The organism is Paraburkholderia sp. RAU6.4a, assembly GCF_050435625.1.
Taxonomy (GTDB): Bacteria; Pseudomonadota; Gammaproteobacteria; order Burkholderiales; family Burkholderiaceae; genus Paraburkholderia; species Paraburkholderia tuberum.
Genome location: NZ_JBNDKQ010000002.1, coordinates 1,155,365 through 1,171,633, shown reverse-complemented (window position 1 = coordinate 1,171,633; position 16,269 = coordinate 1,155,365). Strand labels below are relative to the sequence as shown.

The following is a 16,269-nucleotide window of genomic DNA, read 5'->3' as shown; positions in this document are numbered from 1 at the left end:
GACGCGGGGATTGCGCATGACGGCGCGTCGCTCTGATTCGGCGGACGCTCGCAAGTGGCCTCGACAAAGCGGCGTCGCCCGATTTAAGCGGGTGCTGCATGAAACCTTCCAAGGATAGAGCGCCTTACCGGCGCGTCAAGCCGGGAAAGTACGGGCGGGGTATGCGCGGTGGAGGGCGATACGCGCGGAAAACGACTCATGAAGAAGCGCGCGCGCCGGCAGTTGAAGTGCCGGCGCGTGCACGCTGCGCGACGAAAGAGGACAGGTCAATGCGAGTGGCCGCCCCCATGACCGCCCCAATGGCCGCCCCAATAACCGCCAATGCCGATCGCAATCGACGGTCCGTAGTAGGCGGGGTAGCCGTAATAAGCGGGATAAGGCGGCGGCGGATAGTAGGCGGGATAAACCGGCGGCGCCGCGTACACAGGCGCGGGAACCGTATAACCGGGCGGCATGTCTTGCGGTGCGACCTGCATTTGCGCCTGGGCTTGAGGCGTCTGTTGTTGATCGGTCGCCGGCGCGGTTTGGTCGGCTGTGGTCGCGGGCGCGGTCGAATAGTACGACGGGTAATAGCCGGCGGGATAGTAGCCGGCGGGGTAATAGCAGCCTGCCAAAAAGAGACTCGAGGCGAGCACGCAAATCGCGGTGGCGGGCCGCGCGAATCTCGCGGAAAAACTGGACGAATCGCGTGGCGTCGAGAGGCGCACCACGCAAAGATGGGTGACGACGCGGGACTTCATGGCGCGCTCCTCGATGAACCGATGCCGCCTTGCGCGACGTCGTTATGAGGAGCTTACGCTCTTGCCGCGGCAGCGCTGTGGCAAAACCGCAACCGCATATTTCAGCCTATTTCCACGCGCGCTGTCGGGACGAGGGCGCACTGCATCCGCCGCCCTCGGCAGTCCGGACCGTGGTCCGAAAAAAATCGTTTGCTGTCCTGTATGAATCGTTAGACGCGTCATCGGACGCAACGCTCACTTGCCGCTCACTTGCCGACCTGGTTACCGATGACGCCGCCTACCGCCGCGCCGCCCAGCGTCGACCAGCCATTGCCGCCGATCGCCGCGCCAGCGGCGCCGCCGACACCCGCGCCGATCGCGGTGTCGCGTGTACGTGGAGACATGTCGCCGCATGCCGCGAGACCCGCGACAAGTGAAAGGGCGGCTGCGACCGTACCAAGACGAGTACCGGGATGACGGATCGATTTCATGATGCTGACTCCGCTCGTTGTTGGAAACAGATGTTTCCTTCTCTCAGCACGCAACGTGCCTGCTCGATGCGGTGGAATAAAAAAGCCCGCCATGCCGGCGGGCTTCGATACTGCCGTGCTGGTTAGCGCGAATCGCGCAACCCGCTCATTGCCGTTGATAAATCTCCGCACCTTGCTTCATGAACTCGATCGACTTTACTTCCATGCCTTTCTTCAGCGCTTCGTCGTCGGTGACGCCTTGTTGCGCGGCGAACTCGCGTACGTCCTGGGTGATCTTCATCGAGCAGAAGTGCGGGCCGCACATCGAGCAGAAATGCGCGACCTTGGCCGAATCCTTCGGCAGCGTTTCGTCGTGGAATTCGCGCGCCTTGTCCGGGTCGAGACCGAGATTGAACTGGTCTTCCCAGCGGAATTCGAAGCGCGCCTTCGACAGCGCGTTGTCGCGCACCTGCGCGCCCGGATGACCCTTCGCGAGATCGGCGGCATGCGCGGCGAGCTTGTACGTGATGATGCCGGTCTTCACGTCGTCCTTGTTCGGCAGACCGAGGTGTTCCTTCGGCGTCACGTAGCACAGCATCGCGGTGCCGAACCAGCCGATCATCGCGGCGCCAATGCCCGACGTGATGTGGTCGTAGCCCGGCGCGATGTCGGTGGTCAGCGGCCCGAGCGTGTAGAACGGCGCCTCGTCGCACCAGTCGAGCTGCAGGTCCATGTTTTCCTTGATCAGCTGCATCGGCACATGGCCCGGACCTTCGATCATCACCTGCACGTCGTGCTTCCACGCGATCTGCGTGAGTTCGCCGAGCGTCTTCAGCTCGCCCAGTTGCGCTTCGTCGTTCGCGTCGTAGATCGAGCCGGGACGCAGGCCGTCGCCGAGCGAGAAGGCCACGTCGTAGGCCTTCATGATTTCGCAGATCTCTTCGAAATGCTCGTACAGGAAGCTTTCCTTGTGATGCGCGAGACACCACTTCGCCATGATCGAGCCGCCGCGCGACACGATGCCGGTCATCCGGTTCGCCGTGAGCGGCACATATTGCAGACGCACGCCCGCGTGGATCGTGAAGTAGTCGACGCCTTGCTCGGCCTGCTCGATCAGCGTGTCGCGGAAGATTTCCCAGGTGAGGTCTTCAGCCTTGCCGTTGACCTTTTCGAGCGCCTGATAGATCGGCACCGTGCCGATCGGCACCGGGCTGTTGCGGATGATCCATTCGCGTGTTTCATGAATGTGCTTGCCGGTCGACAGATCCATCACCGTGTCGCCGCCCCAGCGGATCGCCCACGTCATCTTGTCGACTTCCTCGCCGATCGACGATGTCACCGCCGAGTTGCCGATGTTCGCATTGACCTTCACGAGGAAGTTGCGGCCGATGATCATCGGCTCGCTTTCCGGGTGATTGATGTTGTTCGGGATGATCGCCCGGCCGCGCGCGATTTCCTCGCGCACGAACTCCGCGGTGATTTCGGTGAGGCCGTTCGGACCGAACGCGCTCGCGCCGAATGCCTGGCCGGGGTGCTGACGGCCCATCATCGCGGCGAGCTTCGCGCCGTTCGGGCCGCTCGTCTTCAGGGTCTCGAGGTACTCGGCACGGCGCTGGTTTTCGCGAATCGCGATGTATTCCATTTCCGGCGTGATGAGGCCTTGCTTCGCGTAGTGCATCTGCGTCACGTTCCTGCCGGCGATCGCGCGGCGCGGCGTACGATGCAGTCCCGGAAAACGCAGCTGCGCGGTGGCCGGATCGGCGGCGCGCTCGCGGCTGAAGCTGCTCGACAGACCGGTCAGCGGCTCGGTGTCGCCGCGCTCCTCGATCCACGCCTCGCGCAGTGCGGGCAGACCCGCGCGGATGTCGATCTCCGCGTCCGGGTCGGAGTAGGGGCCCGACGTGTCGTACACGTAGATCGCCGGATTCTTTTCGCCGCCGAAGCTGTCGGGCGTGTCGGCCTGCGAGATTTCGCGCATCGGCACGCGGATGTCGGGGCGCGAGCCGGTCACGTAGACCTTGCGCGAATTCGGCAACGGCGCGACGGCGGCCTCGTCCACGTGGGCTTCGGCGGAAATAAACTTCGGGTTGGCGTTCATGTAAGTCTCCGTACAAAGTGGGGCGGCTAAGCAGGAGACCGAGATGGAAGTAGTCGGAAATCGCGGAGAGATGAGGCCCTTGAGGCTGGAGCGAAATCCGTACGCTTCCCTGCGCTGGCATTATCCAGATCAGGTTCAAAGGGTATTTCTCACCCACGCAACACGGACCTCCAGCTCCGCGCTACGCAGGACCCCCGCGTTAGCAGCGCACACGATACACCGGCCGCCCGCGGTTTGGCAACCTGTCTGAATGACTCAAAAAACTGGTCCGGATGAAACCAGACATCTCCTATGCTTGATTCGAGACCGCATCAGACAGGGCAACTTACAGCGAGGGAACGGCCGCCTTACAGTGAAAAATCGTCGGCGGCTTCAGGCTGATACAGGATTTTGTCGAGCTTGAGCACTTTCTGATCGCCGCTGGGTGGCGTGAAGCGGATGCTCTCGCCGCGGCGCGCGCCGAGCAGCGCGAGGCCTGCCGGCGAGAACACGTTCAGGCGCCCTTGCGCGAAATCGGCGTTGGGCGGATAGACGACGGTCCACGTCATCTGTTCGCCGCTCGCTGCGTCGATCAGCGTCGCTTGCGAGTTCATCGTGACGACGTCGGCGGGGATGTCGTGCGAGTCGACGATTACCGCGCGTTCGAGCACATCGTCGAGCATGTGCTGCAACTTGGCGTCGGTGGCCGCGTATTTCTCGAGGCGCATCACGTCGAGTTCGGTCAGGTAGCAGGTTTTGATCTTCTTCATCATCAGGACTCCGGATAAGGCGGTCATGGATGGCCGCGTGCAACGACCCATGGGGTGGTCGGCGGATGAGTGGACGAATGGGAGAGAGCCCGGTGCCCGGCGACGCGGCCCTGGGTATTGGCGGGCTGCGTCAGCGAGGGCGCCGGGCGGCGTGAAGCGGGACCGTTCGGGACGTCTCGCCGGGGCCGTGCGACGCGACGCCCGCGCGCGCGCACTCGCCTGCGCGGCATGGGCGCAAGCGGGCGAGAGCACGGAAAGTCGGACGACGCAGAGAAGTCACGGGCAAAACGACCAGGTGTTGGGGAACAGCGATCGAGAGGTGCCGGGCGACAGAGCGTGAGGCCGCGCGGCAGCAGCGAGACGAAAGTTTGATGTTAGCACGCTGTCTCACGCAGCTCCGTTTGCGATGCCGCGCCCGTCGATTGACCGTTTTTGTGCGGTGCGAGAAGAAAGCGGTGTGGTCCGCATTGCGTTCAAGCCAGTCAGAGGATTGCCGTTAAACAAAGTGCAGCGAAGGCCGCACTCCGGCGAAGCGATTCGCGGGATGGCGCGTGAATGGCGCGAGGCGACTCGCGCCGATTGACAAAGAGGTGCACATGAAAGCGGAAAGCAGGCGGTGGCGAACGTTCGGTCGCACAGTCGCGGGGGTGGCATTGCTTGCCGCGCCGCTGGCGGCGCCGGCGGCATCGACGGTGACGGGCGGCGTGATCCGGTTCGTGGGGATGATCGTTGCACCGCCGATGCAGATCAGCGTGGATACGGCGCCCCCTGGCGTCGCCGTCGGTAGCGCGAGCGTGGCGGGTCAGCGCTTCTCGCGCACGGTGACGTTCAGCGCGCCGCCGGGCGTCGTCAGCGGGGCCGATGTCGCGCTCGAAGTGAACGGCGGCACGCAGTCGCGCGATCTGGTGGCGGCGCGGTTCGTCGATGGCACCGGGCGTGTCGCGACGGCCCGCGACGGCCACTACGCGGTCGATCGCGCGGGCGGCGTGCTGTCGCTGAACGCGAAGCGCACCGATATGGACACGCGCGTGACGGTGGTGGTCAGTTACGACTGAGTCGCGGGCGAGCTTTGGCTGGCTCATCCCGCGCCGGAAAAAAATTAAAAGAGGCTTGTCATAACCGGCCGCGCGGCTCGACAAACGTGCAGATTACGATCGGAGCACGTCATGTCGACCGCGCACAATCGCTCGATACTTCAGCGCTTTACGACTTTTTCGACGCCCGCCCTCGGCCTCGCGCTTTTTCTGCTGAGCGGTTCTGGCATCAGTGCGGCCGACGCGGCCGGGCCCCTATGCGCCACGCACAGCCCCGCGCACCGCGTCGCGCTCGTCGAGCTGTACAGCAGCGAGGGCTGCGATAGCTGCCCGCCCGCCGACCGCTGGCTCAGTCAATGGAAAAGCGACGGCGCCGCGCACGGCATCGTGCCGCTCGCGCTGCACGTCGACTACTGGAACAGCCTCGGCTGGACCGACCGCTTTTCCCAGCATCGCTTCACGGAACGTCAGCAAACGCTGACGCGTCTCGCGGGCGCGCACACGGTCTATACGCCGGAAGTGTTCGTCGCGGGCCGCGAGCTGCGCGACTGGTCGCAACGCGACAGTTTCGAGCGCCGCATCGACGAGCTCGTCGCCGAACCCGCCCAGGCGAGCGTCGCACTTGCGCTGAGCCCGCGTGCGCCCGGCGCGTTCGATGTCGATGCGCAGTTCAGCACGACGGCAGCCGCCGCCACGGGTGCGTTGAGCGCCTATCTCGCGATCTACGAGAACGCGCTGACGACGCAGGTCGGCGCGGGCGAAAACCGCGGCGCGACGCTGCATCACGAGCGCGTCGTGCGCGCCTGGTTCGGGCCCGTGCCGCTCGTCTCCGGTCACGCGCGGATTCATCAGGACATCGATGTACACGCTGCGAGCGTCGATGCGCAAGCCGATCCGAGCGCCAACGCCGCCGGCCGCTTCGGCGTGGTCGCGTTCGTCGAAAGCGACGCGAGCGGCGACGTGCTACAAGCGACCGACCTTCCCGCGTGCCGTTGATCGACCTCGCGCGCGCCGCATTCACTACCGCTGTTCGAGGAGAGCCCCATGTCCACACCCCACGCCTTGCGCCCCAGCGCACCCGCCGCGCCCGCCGCGCCGAAGCGCGGCGTCATTCATCCGCTGTGGCTGCGCATCACGCATTGGCTGAACGCGCTCGCGGCGATCGTGATGATGCTGTCGGGCTGGCGCATCTACGACGCGTCGCCGATCTTCCCGGCGTTCACCTTCCCGACCGCGATCACGCTGGGCGGCTGGCTCGGCGGCGCGCTGCAATGGCACTTCGCGGCGATGTGGCTGCTGGTGTTCAACGGTCTCATGTATATCGCGCTGAATCTCGCGAGCGGGCGCTTCGTGCGCAAGTTCCTGCCGCTGACGCCGCGCGCGGTACTGCGCGATTTCGTCGCCGCGTTGCGCGGCAAGCTTTCGCATGGCGATCTGCGCGTCTACAACGCGGTGCAGAAATTCGCCTACCTGTTCGCGATCGCCGATCTGATCGTGCTCGTGCTATCGGGGCTCGCGATCTGGAAGTCGGTGCAGTTTCCGCTGCTGCGCGAACTGATGGGCGGCTATGACAACGCGCGCATCGTGCACTTCAGCGCGATGTCGCTGCTGGCCGCGTTTCTCGCCGTGCATCTGGCGATGGTCGCGCTCGTGCCGCGCTCGTTGCTCGCGATGTTGCGCGGACGTTGAGCCCGCGGCTACCCATGCGCATGCTCACGCTCATGAAATCGCAACGCGAATTCCAAACGGATACCGAATCATGAACAAGCCGATAGAGAAACCAGCGGACCCATCCACACATCGTGTGAGCCACAAGCTCGACCGCGCATCGATCCTGCTCGATGCGAAGCGCGAACTGGCGATGCCGTCGCGACGCCTGTTCGGCAAGCAGCTCTTGACGCTCGGCGGCCTGTCGATGCTGACCGGCTGCTCGTTGACCGACGACGCTTCCGTGAACCGTTTCCTGACAGCCGTGTCGCGGCTGAACGATCGCGCGCAGGCCGCGCTGTTCGATCCGAAGCAGCTCGCGCCGACCTACACCGAAGCGCAGATCACGCGGCCGTTTCCCTTCAACGCGTACTACGGCATCGACGACGTGCCGCACGTCGACGGCTCAGATTATCAATTGAAGCTGAGCGGCCTCGTGACCGGCCAGCGCGTGTGGACGCTGCCCGAGCTGTACGCGCTGCCACATGGCGAGCAGATCACGCGACATATCTGCGTCGAAGGCTGGAGCGCGATCGGCCGCTGGGGCGGCACGCCATTCGGCGATTTTCTGCGGCGCGTCGGCGCGGACACGACGGCGAAGTACGTCGGCTTCAAATGTGCGGACGACTACTACGAAAGCATCGACATGCCGACCGCTTTGCATCCGCAAACGCTGCTGACGTTTTCCTACGACGGCGAACGGCTGCCCGCGAAATACGGCTACCCGATGAAGCTGCGCATGCCGACCAAGCTCGGCTACAAGAATCCGAAGCACATCGTCGAAATATTCGTCACCAACACGTATCCCGGCGGCTATTGGGTCGACCAGGGCTACAACTGGTTCGGAGGCTCCTGACGCATGCGGGCGCACGCGCGCTTGCGGCAGCGGCTTCGGAAGCACGCCGGCTCTCGCCGGCTTCGATTCATCCACCACCAAGGAGTCATCCCATGAAGAAGATTGCAGTTACCACGATCGCGTTGTTGATGCTGGCAAGCGGCGGCGCGGCCTTCGCGCAGGCGAGCGGCGCGATGTCGAACGATGAGATGTCGAAGAATGCGATGTCGAAAGATTCGATGTCCAAAGACAGCATGTCGAAGGACGGCATGAAAAAGGACACGATGAAGCACGGCTCGATGAAAAAGGGCGGCGACGCGATGAAACACGAGGCGTCGGGCGCGATGGGCAACTGAGTCGGCGCCGAGGGCGCTTAGCGATCCTGCCGATGCACGGCCGCGCATCGAACGGATCCGACACCGCAAGCCGGGGATGCGTCCCCGGCTTTTCTGTTGCGGGAAACCCAAAAGTTACGATTCTCTCGCGTGGCGTTCTCGGCGCTTACTGCATAATGCGGTGCGCGCCGGGGCTTTGCCAAGCTTGCGGCCGCGCAGCGCGGCCGCGTTGCATCGTGTCGTTCTGACCGGCGCGGCCGCCACCGCCGTTTCTGGCGCTTCCGGCGCCGCCCATCGTCTTCCCGTTCCACCGACATGTCCGCCAGCCTCGCCCGTCCGACCGCATCGCCGATGCGGTGCCCGCCATCCCGCCCGAAAGGTATCGACGCAGGCTCGGCGCCTCGCGGGCATCGAGCGCATCGCGCGGGTCGAGTGGCGACGGCGGACTGAAGCATGTCGCTGCAACGTTCAGCTTTTTCTCCGCGCGGCTGGCCGCTGCGTCTGCCGCAGTCGCGCAACGGGCGGATCGCGCTCGCGCTTGCCGTCGTTTATCTGGTGTGGGGCTCGACGTACCTCGGCGTGCACGTCGCACTCGGCTCGTTCCCGCCGCTGCTGATGTCGGGCTTGCGCAACCTGTTCGCCGGCATCGGTCTGTTCGTGTTCGCCGCGCGCCGCAAGCCGATCTGGCCGAGCTTCGCCGAAATCCGCAACGCGGGCCTCGTCGGCACCATGCTGGTGGGTCTGTCGAGCGGCATGCTCGCCTACGGCATGCGCACGGTCGGCACCGGCACCGCGGCCGTGATGGTCGCGACCGTGCCGCTGTTCGCGACCGTGATCGCGGTCGTCGCCGGACGCAAGATCGGCCGCGGCGAATGGTTCGCGGTCGGGCTGGGGCTCGCCGGCATCGTGATTCTGAGTCACGGCGACAGCACGCCGGGCTCGACGGGCGGCAGTCTCGCGATTCTGTGCGGCGCGCTGTTCTGGGCCGGCGGCGCGCATCTGGCCGGGCAGCTGAAGCTGCCGTCGGACCTGTTTCTGTCGACCTCGCTGCAGATCGGCCTCGGCGGCGCGATGTCGACGCTGGTCGCGTGGGCGTCGGGCGAGCGGATGCTCGAGCTGCATTTTCTGCCTCTCGTCGCGTTCCTGTATCTGATGTTGATTGGGACGATGGCGGCGTACGTCGCCTACGGTTATCTGATTCGCCGCACGAGCCCGATCATCGCGAGCAGCTGCATGTACGTGAATCCGGTCGTCGCGGTCGCGCTGGGCGCGCTGCTGCTCGGCGAGCCGGTCACCCGCTCGACCGTAATCGCGACGATCGTGATTCTGATCAGCGTCGGCCTGTCTTTCTGGTTCGATTACCGGAAGAAGCGCAGCGCCTGATAGCGGCGCGGTTCTCGTCGAACCGCGCGCCCGCTGTCAAAGCCTTGCCGCCAGCTCCGCGCCCTCGCGGATCGCCGTGCCGTTTCATCGCGTTCTGAAAACGCGTCGCGTCGAGTGCCAGCCAGCACGCAATCATTCACGAAAAAAAAGCCCGCAGCGGCATCCCGCGACGGGCTTTGCAAATCCTGCTGCCATGTGCCGGCTTATTTCGCCTTATCCGCCTCGTTCGTGATGGCGTGGCCGCCCTTCGAAATATCTTCGCCAGCGCCCGCCATCGTGTTGCAGCCGGTGACAAGCATGGCAGTTCCTGCGAGCACTAGCAAAGCGATCAGTCGAGTCATGAAACTTCTCCTTGTCGAGAATGCATCGGTTGATGTCGTCCGACCGGGGCCATGCCAGTCGATCAGGTCTCGATCCGGTTTCGAACCGGCCTGTTTGCATGGTAAAAAAAGGGCGGGGGCGGCGCTGTCGGCCGTGCCGCGATTTTGTCGTAGGCGTGCTCCGGTGTTTGCGTCGGCGCACTCCTACAACGGCTTGGGGGCGCTGCGGCGAGCATCTGTCAGACGGGGCTTTGCGACGAAGTGGGCGGCGTGGCCGGCGACGTCAGCGGCTGGTCGACCGAAGGCGTCGCGGCGCTCGCGCTCGGCATCACGACGTCGATGTCGGTGCCGTTTTGCGCGCCACGGCGGATGTCGAAGCGCCCGCCATGCGCGGCCACGCGCTGACGCATGCCGAGCAGGCCGTGCGTATGTGTGCGCTTCAGGTCGGCCGGCATGATGCCGACGCCGTTGTCCGCGATATGCAGGGCGACCTCGCCGTCGCCGACCCGCAATGCGATTCCGACCTTCGAGGCCCGCGCGTACTTGGCGGCGTTCGTCAGCGATTCCTGTGCGACCCGAAACAGCGCGATTTCGGTCTGCTCGTCGAGCTGGATATCGTCGGCGGGCAGGTGCAGCTCGAGCGTCCAGTTGTTGCGCTGCGCGGCTTCGTCGGCGAGCGTGCGCAGCGCGGTAACGAGCCCGAAATTGGCCAGCACGGTCGGTCGCATGTCCTCGATGATGCGCCGCTTCAACGCGATGCCCTGGTCGAGATTGGCGAGTGCGCGCTGCAGCTTGTCGGCGATGTCCGGCTCGCTGTCCTTCAGCTTGCGGCGCGCCCATGCGACGTCCATCCGGCATGCGGTCAGAATCGCGCCGAGTTCGTCGTGCAACTCGCGCGCGAGCTGGGTCTTTTCGTTTTCGCTGACCGCCTGCAGATGCCAGCCGAGCGCTTCGAGCTGCCGCGTGCGCTCGTTGACGAGCTGGTCGAGTTCCTCCTGCTGCGTGATCAACTGACGCTGCGCGCGTGCCTGCCGGTCGATCTGGATGCCGAGATTGCGAAACAGCAGGATGAACAGCACGATGTTCAGCGCCGACAGACCCGCCGCGCACAGCGTCGACAGCCGCTGGTCGGCGCGGCTCGCGGCCAGCGCGTGCTGAGCGCGGCGCTCCTCGTTGTCGCGCAGCAGCGCGAGCGTACTGTCGATCAACGACGCGTCCGCCGGGTTGATGTCGCTCGCGCTCCCGCATGCGCCGAGATCGAGCGGATGCGGCGCGGCGTGCTGCATGGCGGCGGCGCCCGCGCCGATGCGCGCGTCGATCAGCGCGAGAATCTGCGTGAAGCTCGCGAGTTCCGCGCTGTCCGCGCGGCCGCCGCGATAGAAGTGGTCCAACTGCTGGGTGGTGTCGCGGATGCGCGCGGCGCTCGCGCAGAACGCGTGGGCGGATGCGTCGTCCTTCGTCAGAAGAAACTGGTTTTGTTGCGCGGTGAGGCGCGACAGCTCGCTCGCGAGTGTGCTCAGTCGCACGGTGACGTCGCGCGCTTCAAGCGCGGTCTCATACTCGGCGGTGATGCGCTGACGCGCGGTCTCCAGAATCACGAGGCCTCCCACCGTGATCACGATCGCCACCGTCATCGCGATCGCCCAGCTGCGATTGCGCATCCACTCGGCGAGCCGCGCCGTGGCGCGAGCGCCAGCTTGTTCCGGCGGGTTCTGCAGATTCGACACTTTCGGCTCCGGAAAGAGGGCATCGACACCGGCGTCGACTCCGGCATCGCGCAAAGCCGCGCGTAATGTCGTCGTAATCCAATGTAAGCGGATTCTCACACGAAAAACGGCGAGCGTCGGAATGCGCGCGGCGCCGCGCATCGATAGCATGGACCCGATCGTTCATGCAATGTTTCGGGAGGAAGCCATCATGTTGAAGTGGGCACTGTTCTTCGCGATCGTCGCGGTGATCGCCGGTCTTCTCGGCTTCACCGGCATCGCGGCCGGCGCGGCGGCGATCGCGAAGTTCCTGTTCTTCGTCTTTGTCGTGCTGTGCGTGGTGTTCCTCGTGCTGGGCTTCGTCGTGACGAAGAAAATGATCGATTAGCGCGGCCATCGCGGTGGCGGCAAGCCGCGCCCTCACAGCAGGCGAGCGATTTGCTGGTAGTCGATTGGAAGGCAACAAAAGGGAGAAATGCCATGCTTCACTATGCCATCGTCTTCTTCGTGATTGCGATCATCGCAGCCGTGTTCGGCTTTACCGGCATCGCGGCCGGCGCGGCCGAAATCGCGAAGATCCTGTTCTACATCTTCCTCGTCGTGTTCGTGGTCACGTTGCTGCTCGGCGTGTTTCGAACCTAGCCGCGCGAGCCGGATGAACGCAACATGAGGTAGGCAGCGAAGTACGCAATGTAGGAACAGGTAGTCAACAAGGCGCGTGAACGCGCGGCGTTTGAATCCCCGATTAAGGCGCCCGCGTTCGAAGCGCGCCGTCATTCCACCCTGGGCGCACCAGGCGCGATTCGTGCTAATGCGCGATTCACCCAATACCGGATAAAGGAGAAGTTCGATGACGAAGCAATCTGGCGACACGTTCGTGATGGACATCAAGAAGATCCGCGAGGACGCGCGCAAGCATATGTCGGATGGTCCCGTCACGCAGAGCTATGGCGCGAATCGCGAGACGGTGCTCAAGCTGCTCAACGACGCGCTCGCCACCGAGATCGTCTGCACGCTGCGCTACAAGCGCCATTACTTCATGGCGAAGGGCATCAATTCCGAAGCGGTCGCGAGGGAATTTGCCGAGCACGCAACCGAGGAGCAGGAGCACGCCGATCGCATCGCCGAGCGCATCGTGCAGCTTGGCGGCGAACCGGATTTCGCGCCGGACGGCATCAAGGCACGCGCGCATTCGGAATACAAGGAAGGCACCGATCTGACCGACATGATTCGCGAGAACCTGATCGCGGAGCGCATCGCGATCGACACGTACCGCGAGATCGCACGGTATCTCGGCGAGAAGGACGTGACCACGCGCCGGCTGTTCGAGGAGATTCTCGCGGTCGAAGAAGAACATGCCGACGATATGGCGGATCTGCTCGCGGGGCGCGAGTAGCGCGCCAGGCGACAGGCAAGCGTCGAAGGATCGGGTCGCGGGCGAACTCGGGAATGCCGGCAGCTGCGGTGCGAAGCCGCCCTCGCATTGCGCGTCCGGCCGTGGCCCCGGATCATTACCATGTCCGCATCGGAGCGACTCCCTTTGCACGGAACCCAACCGATGATTCGAGTGCTGATAGCTGACGATCATGCGATCGTTCGAGGTGGATTCAGACAGTTCGTCGCCGACGAGCCGGACATGTGCGTCGCCGCGGAGGCCGCCACCGGCGAGGAAGCGATCGGCCTCGTGCGCGAGCAGGCATTCGACGTCGTGCTGCTCGACATCGCGATGCCTGACAAGAACGGCATCGATACGTTGCGTGTGATCAAGCAGGTGCGTCCCGAGCAGGGCGTGCTGATTCTATCGGGCTATCCCGAGAGCCAGTACGCGATCAATCTGCTGCGCGCGGGCGCGAGCGGCTATCTGAACAAGGACTGCGAGCCGGAAGAAATCGTGCGCGCGATCCGCTCGGTCGCGCGCGGGCATCGCTATCTGTCGGAGGCGGTCGCCGATACGCTTGCCGACAATCTCGACAAGCCTGCCGCCGGGCGTCCGCATGAAGCGCTGTCGGAGCGCGAATTCCAGATCTTCTGCAAGCTCGCGGCCGGCCAGTTGCCGACCGAGATTGCCGAAGAGCTGCATCTGTCGGTCAAAACGGTGAGCACGTATCGCGCGCGGGTGCTCGAGAAGATGCGTCTCGCGAACAACGCGGACCTCACGTATTACGCGATCAAGAATGGCCTGATCGACTGACGGACGATCGAGATATCCCGATGAACAGCGAACCGAACCCCGCTACCGAGTCAGCCAGCCGCGCGCCGTTGCGCGTGCTGCTGATCGAGGATTCGCCGCTGATCCGCCGCAGCCTCGTGGAGGCGATCGATGCGTCGGGCCTGCTGCGCGTGGCCGCTTATGCCGATTCCGCCGATCAGGCGATCGCGCTGCTCGGCGACGAAGCGTTCGACGCGGTGATCGTCGATTTGCAGCTGAAGCTGGGCTCGGGCGTGCCGGTGCTCGCATATCTGCAGCGCGAGGGGCTGATCGATTCGATGTTCGCGGCGGTGCTGACCAATCACGCGTTGCCCGCGTACCGCGAGCGCTGCGAGCAGTATGGCGTGCGGCACTTTTACGACAAATCGTTCGAGTTCGATCGCGTGCTCGATGCGCTGCATGAGTATGCGTTGGGGCGGGGTGGCGGGGTGTGAACGTTTCCCGCGTGGGCCCAAATTGTGCGGCCTCCGAGCGGCGCCGGCATCGATCAGAGATCGAAGCGGACGCTCAATGCCCAGCCCGCGCCGGCAACCGCAAATGATTCCACGCGCCGAGCCCGGCAAACGCGATCCCCGCGATAGTCACGCCAATCCACCCGAACACCGGCCACACGATCGCGCCGACACCCGAGCCCAGCGCCCCGCCGATGAAATACGCGACCATGTACACGGTATTCACGCGGCTGCGCGCATCGGGCTTCAATGCGTAGATGCGCGACTGATTCGAAATCTGCGCGGCCTGCACGCCGATGTCGAGAATGATCACGCCGACCACGAGGCCCGCGATGCTCTTCGCCGACGCACCGAAGATCACGAACGCGATCACGATCAGCACGAGCGACACGGTGATGATCGCGCGCGGTCCACGCCGGTCGGCGAACTTGCCGGCGAGCGGCGCGGCCAGCGCGCCGGCCGCGCCGACGATACCGAACAGCCCTGCCGCCTGCGGCCCGAGATGAAACGGCGCGCCCGCGAGCAGCAGCGCGAGCACCGACCAGAAAATGCTGAACGCGCCGAACAACGCCGCACCGGTCAGCGATGCCTCGCGCAGCGCGCGATGCTCGGTTACCAGGTGCCACATCGACACGAGCAGCTTGCCGTACGGCAACGTCGAGGTGGGCTGACTCTTCGGCAAACGCAAAATGATGACGACCGCGAGTGCGAGCAGCGCGACGACGGATGCGCCAAACACCGCGCGCCAGCCGAAGTATTCGGCGACGATGCCCGCCGCGGTCCGGGCGAGCAGGATGCCGAGCAGCAGGCCGCTCATCACGGTGCCGACCGCGTGGCCGCGCTCGGACGGCGGCGCGAGTTCGGCCGCGAACGGCACCGCCTGTTGCGCGATCGTCGCGAGCACGCCGATCGCGAGACTCGTGACGATCAGCACCGCGAGCGTCGGTGCCGACGCCGCAATGACGAGCGCGACGCACAGGCCGGCGATCTGCAGCAGGATCAGCAGACGCCGGTCGAAGCGATCGCCGAGCGGCGCGAGCAACAGCATGCCGGCGGCGTAGCCGAGCTGCGTGACGGCCGGCACCGCGCCGACCCATGACGCGCTGCCCGGAAACGACTGGCGGAAGTTATCGAGCAGCGGCTGGTTGAAATAGATGTTTGCGACCGAGACACCGGCGATCGTCGCGAGCAGCAGCAACACGCCGCGCAACGACCGGGCGGAGGAAGCGGAAGTGGAAGCGTCGGAAGTGGACATGACAGGGGCGGATCGACGGACCGGCCCATGCGCGGTCCTCAAGCGTGCCGATCATACCGGAGCGGCGGGGTTCGTGCTGACGCCCGCGCGAGGCTCGCCCGCGCAGCCGGTATCAGGCGGTTGCGAAGTGTGTCCGGCGGTTCAGTCGATCAACGCGCCAGCGTCGTAGAACGGATACGGGCCGTCGGCCGCGTCGACATACGCATGATGCGTGACGATGCCCGTCGCCGGATCGTAGTAATGGAGCGCATACGCGGGCGGCTCCATCACGAACGCCGACGGTCCGTCCTCGCGAAAATCGAGCGCCACCTGGTGCGCGGGCGCTGGAATCGCGCTCGCGATCGTGCCGCCGAAGCGCACGAACATCGACCGATGCACGTGCCCGCAGAGCACGCGCTCGACGTTGGGATGCTGAGCGATCAACGCCGCGAGCTTGTGCGACGCCGCCCGGTCGAGCCGGATCTCGTCCATATGCCCGATGCCGCACGCGAACGGCGGGTGATGCAGCGCGACCACGACCGGCTTGCCGCGCGCCGCATCGAGCTGCCGCTCGAGCCACGCGAGCCGCGTGTCGCACAGCATGCCGGCGCTCGAACCGGGCACTAGCGAATCGAGCGCGATCACGCGCAGCGGGCCGACGTCGAGCGCGTACTGCACGAACTCGCCGCCGCTCAGCAATTCCTCGCGCTCGGCAAACGCCGCGCGCAGCGCGTTGCGTTCGTCGTGATTGCCGACCATCAGGAAGTAGGGGATCGCGAGCGGCGCGAGCAGTGTTTTCAGGTGTGCGTACTGCTGCGGGTCGCCCTGATCGACGAGGTCGCCGGTGATCAACACCGCGTCGGGGCGCGGTGTGAGCGCGTTGAGCGCGTCGACGCAGCGCGCGAGGTAGGGGGCGGTATCGACGCGGCGATACGCGAGTGCGCCGGGTTGCTTGATATGCAGGTCGCTAATTTGAGCCAGCAGCATGACAGAGGTCCTTCGGGTTGCTTCGTGTCGG

Annotated in this window: 19 protein-coding genes and 1 riboswitch; of the genes, 11 read left to right on the top strand and 8 right to left on the bottom strand. The window is 65.1% G+C overall.

Annotation, left to right across the window (positions count from 1 at the left end; genetic code table 11):
- Window positions 1-266 precede the first annotated feature (266 nt).
- From OKW40_RS10085 to OKW40_RS10070, 4 genes are all read right to left on the bottom strand, one after another.
- Window positions 267-740: a hypothetical protein gene (locus tag OKW40_RS10085; RefSeq protein ID WP_429489541.1), complete on the bottom strand. Its 474-nt coding sequence runs from the start codon at window positions 738-740 to the stop codon at window positions 267-269.
- Window positions 741-985: 245 nt separating this feature from the next.
- Entirely contained in the window at window positions 986-1,210 is a 225-nt protein-coding gene (locus OKW40_RS10080; RefSeq protein ID WP_429489539.1) for a glycine zipper 2TM domain-containing protein, read from the bottom strand.
- A gap of 145 nt (window positions 1,211-1,355) precedes the next feature.
- A complete protein-coding gene (gene thiC / locus OKW40_RS10075; protein WP_429489537.1) occupies window positions 1,356-3,287 on the bottom strand; it encodes a phosphomethylpyrimidine synthase ThiC in 1,932 nt (643 codons plus the stop codon).
- 88 nt (window positions 3,288-3,375) lie between these two features.
- Window positions 3,376-3,493: riboswitch (TPP riboswitch) on the bottom strand.
- Window positions 3,494-3,634: 141 nt separating this feature from the next.
- Entirely contained in the window at window positions 3,635-4,036 is a 402-nt protein-coding gene (locus OKW40_RS10070; protein WP_429489535.1) for a GreA/GreB family elongation factor, read from the bottom strand.
- Between the two features lie 596 nt (window positions 4,037-4,632).
- Here OKW40_RS10070 and OKW40_RS10065 point away from each other — a divergent pair.
- The 6 genes from OKW40_RS10065 (at window position 4,633) to OKW40_RS10040 (ending at window position 9,330) form a co-directional block, all read left to right on the top strand.
- The gene (locus OKW40_RS10065) at window positions 4,633-5,091 is read left to right on the top strand and encodes a hypothetical protein (protein WP_429363546.1); all 459 of its coding nucleotides are present in this window, start codon (window positions 4,633-4,635) and stop codon (window positions 5,089-5,091) included.
- Window positions 5,092-5,202: 111 nt separating this feature from the next.
- On the top strand, window positions 5,203-6,066 hold the full coding sequence (locus OKW40_RS10060; protein ID WP_429489534.1) for a DUF1223 domain-containing protein: 864 nt from the start codon (window positions 5,203-5,205) through the stop codon (window positions 6,064-6,066).
- 48 nt (window positions 6,067-6,114) lie between these two features.
- Window positions 6,115-6,759, top strand: coding sequence for a cytochrome b/b6 domain-containing protein (locus OKW40_RS10055; RefSeq protein WP_429489532.1), 645 nt, complete (start codon window positions 6,115-6,117; stop codon window positions 6,757-6,759).
- Window positions 6,760-6,829: 70 nt separating this feature from the next.
- Complete coding sequence (locus OKW40_RS10050) at window positions 6,830-7,633, top strand: molybdopterin-dependent oxidoreductase (RefSeq protein WP_184063779.1); 804 nt, start codon at window positions 6,830-6,832, stop codon at window positions 7,631-7,633.
- Window positions 7,634-7,725: 92 nt separating this feature from the next.
- Window positions 7,726-7,968, top strand: a complete 243-nt coding sequence (locus tag OKW40_RS10045) for a pentapeptide MXKDX repeat protein (protein ID WP_184063782.1) — start codon at window positions 7,726-7,728, stop codon at window positions 7,966-7,968.
- Window positions 7,969-8,400: 432 nt separating this feature from the next.
- Window positions 8,401-9,330, top strand: coding sequence for an EamA family transporter (locus tag OKW40_RS10040; RefSeq protein ID WP_429489530.1), 930 nt, complete (start codon window positions 8,401-8,403; stop codon window positions 9,328-9,330).
- 203 nt (window positions 9,331-9,533) lie between these two features.
- Here OKW40_RS10040 and OKW40_RS10035 read toward each other — a convergent pair whose 3' ends face one another.
- Both OKW40_RS10035 and OKW40_RS10030 read right to left on the bottom strand, forming a co-directional pair.
- On the bottom strand, window positions 9,534-9,671 hold the full coding sequence (locus OKW40_RS10035) for an entericidin A/B family lipoprotein (RefSeq protein ID WP_018421109.1): 138 nt from the start codon (window positions 9,669-9,671) through the stop codon (window positions 9,534-9,536).
- Between the two features lie 218 nt (window positions 9,672-9,889).
- Window positions 9,890-11,527, bottom strand: coding sequence for a sensor histidine kinase (locus tag OKW40_RS10030; RefSeq protein WP_429489528.1), 1,638 nt, complete (start codon window positions 11,525-11,527; stop codon window positions 9,890-9,892).
- Window positions 11,528-11,567: 40 nt separating this feature from the next.
- Here OKW40_RS10030 and OKW40_RS10025 point away from each other — a divergent pair, with 40 nt between their 5' ends.
- The 5 genes from OKW40_RS10025 (at window position 11,568) to OKW40_RS10005 (ending at window position 13,999) form a co-directional block, all read left to right on the top strand.
- Window positions 11,568-11,744 (top strand): DUF1328 family protein, encoded by a 177-nt coding sequence (locus OKW40_RS10025; protein ID WP_090805380.1) that lies wholly within the window; start codon window positions 11,568-11,570, stop codon window positions 11,742-11,744.
- Between the two features lie 92 nt (window positions 11,745-11,836).
- The gene (locus tag OKW40_RS10020; protein ID WP_006052455.1) at window positions 11,837-11,998 is read left to right on the top strand and encodes a DUF1328 domain-containing protein; all 162 of its coding nucleotides are present in this window, start codon (window positions 11,837-11,839) and stop codon (window positions 11,996-11,998) included.
- 208 nt (window positions 11,999-12,206) lie between these two features.
- On the top strand, window positions 12,207-12,752 hold the full coding sequence (locus OKW40_RS10015) for a ferritin-like domain-containing protein (RefSeq protein ID WP_429489526.1): 546 nt from the start codon (window positions 12,207-12,209) through the stop codon (window positions 12,750-12,752).
- Between the two features lie 162 nt (window positions 12,753-12,914).
- Window positions 12,915-13,547 (top strand): response regulator, encoded by a 633-nt coding sequence (locus OKW40_RS10010; protein ID WP_090800919.1) that lies wholly within the window; start codon window positions 12,915-12,917, stop codon window positions 13,545-13,547.
- Window positions 13,548-13,567: 20 nt separating this feature from the next.
- Window positions 13,568-13,999 (top strand): response regulator, encoded by a 432-nt coding sequence (locus tag OKW40_RS10005; protein WP_090800917.1) that lies wholly within the window; start codon window positions 13,568-13,570, stop codon window positions 13,997-13,999.
- A gap of 73 nt (window positions 14,000-14,072) precedes the next feature.
- Here OKW40_RS10005 and OKW40_RS10000 read toward each other — a convergent pair whose 3' ends face one another.
- Entirely contained in the window at window positions 14,073-15,272 is a 1,200-nt protein-coding gene (locus OKW40_RS10000) for an MFS transporter (protein ID WP_429489524.1), read from the bottom strand.
- 141 nt (window positions 15,273-15,413) lie between these two features.
- Window positions 15,414-16,238: a phosphodiesterase gene (locus OKW40_RS09995; protein ID WP_429489523.1), complete on the bottom strand. Its 825-nt coding sequence runs from the start codon at window positions 16,236-16,238 to the stop codon at window positions 15,414-15,416.
- Window positions 16,239-16,269: the final 31 nt, after the last annotated feature.

What these genes read in the sequence shown, in the direction of transcription:
- OKW40_RS10060 (WP_429489534.1), top strand. Translation starts at nt 5,203, where the DNA reads ATGTCGACCGCGCACAATCGCTCGATACTTCAGCGCTTTACGACTTTT.
- OKW40_RS10025 (WP_090805380.1), top strand. Translation starts at nt 11,568, where the DNA reads ATGTTGAAGTGGGCACTGTTCTTCGCGATCGTCGCGGTGATCGCCGGT.
- OKW40_RS10000 (WP_429489524.1), bottom strand. Translation starts at nt 15,272, where the DNA reads ATGTCCACTTCCGACGCTTCCACTTCCGCTTCCTCCGCCCGGTCGTTG.
- OKW40_RS10055 (WP_429489532.1), top strand. Translation starts at nt 6,115, where the DNA reads ATGTCCACACCCCACGCCTTGCGCCCCAGCGCACCCGCCGCGCCCGCC.
- OKW40_RS10065 (WP_429363546.1), top strand. Translation starts at nt 4,633, where the DNA reads ATGAAAGCGGAAAGCAGGCGGTGGCGAACGTTCGGTCGCACAGTCGCG.
- thiC (WP_429489537.1), bottom strand. Translation starts at nt 3,287, where the DNA reads ATGAACGCCAACCCGAAGTTTATTTCCGCCGAAGCCCACGTGGACGAG.
- OKW40_RS10010 (WP_090800919.1), top strand. Translation starts at nt 12,915, where the DNA reads ATGATTCGAGTGCTGATAGCTGACGATCATGCGATCGTTCGAGGTGGA.
- OKW40_RS10020 (WP_006052455.1), top strand. Translation starts at nt 11,837, where the DNA reads ATGCTTCACTATGCCATCGTCTTCTTCGTGATTGCGATCATCGCAGCC.
- OKW40_RS10035 (WP_018421109.1), bottom strand. Translation starts at nt 9,671, where the DNA reads ATGACTCGACTGATCGCTTTGCTAGTGCTCGCAGGAACTGCCATGCTT.
- OKW40_RS09995 (WP_429489523.1), bottom strand. Translation starts at nt 16,238, where the DNA reads ATGCTGCTGGCTCAAATTAGCGACCTGCATATCAAGCAACCCGGCGCA.
- OKW40_RS10030 (WP_429489528.1), bottom strand. Translation starts at nt 11,527, where the DNA reads ATGCTATCGATGCGCGGCGCCGCGCGCATTCCGACGCTCGCCGTTTTT.
- OKW40_RS10050 (WP_184063779.1), top strand. Translation starts at nt 6,830, where the DNA reads ATGAACAAGCCGATAGAGAAACCAGCGGACCCATCCACACATCGTGTG.
- OKW40_RS10005 (WP_090800917.1), top strand. Translation starts at nt 13,568, where the DNA reads ATGAACAGCGAACCGAACCCCGCTACCGAGTCAGCCAGCCGCGCGCCG.
- OKW40_RS10015 (WP_429489526.1), top strand. Translation starts at nt 12,207, where the DNA reads ATGACGAAGCAATCTGGCGACACGTTCGTGATGGACATCAAGAAGATC.
- OKW40_RS10080 (WP_429489539.1), bottom strand. Translation starts at nt 1,210, where the DNA reads ATGAAATCGATCCGTCATCCCGGTACTCGTCTTGGTACGGTCGCAGCC.
- OKW40_RS10070 (WP_429489535.1), bottom strand. Translation starts at nt 4,036, where the DNA reads ATGAAGAAGATCAAAACCTGCTACCTGACCGAACTCGACGTGATGCGC.
- OKW40_RS10085 (WP_429489541.1), bottom strand. Translation starts at nt 740, where the DNA reads ATGAAGTCCCGCGTCGTCACCCATCTTTGCGTGGTGCGCCTCTCGACG.
- OKW40_RS10040 (WP_429489530.1), top strand. Translation starts at nt 8,401, where the DNA reads ATGTCGCTGCAACGTTCAGCTTTTTCTCCGCGCGGCTGGCCGCTGCGT.
- OKW40_RS10045 (WP_184063782.1), top strand. Translation starts at nt 7,726, where the DNA reads ATGAAGAAGATTGCAGTTACCACGATCGCGTTGTTGATGCTGGCAAGC.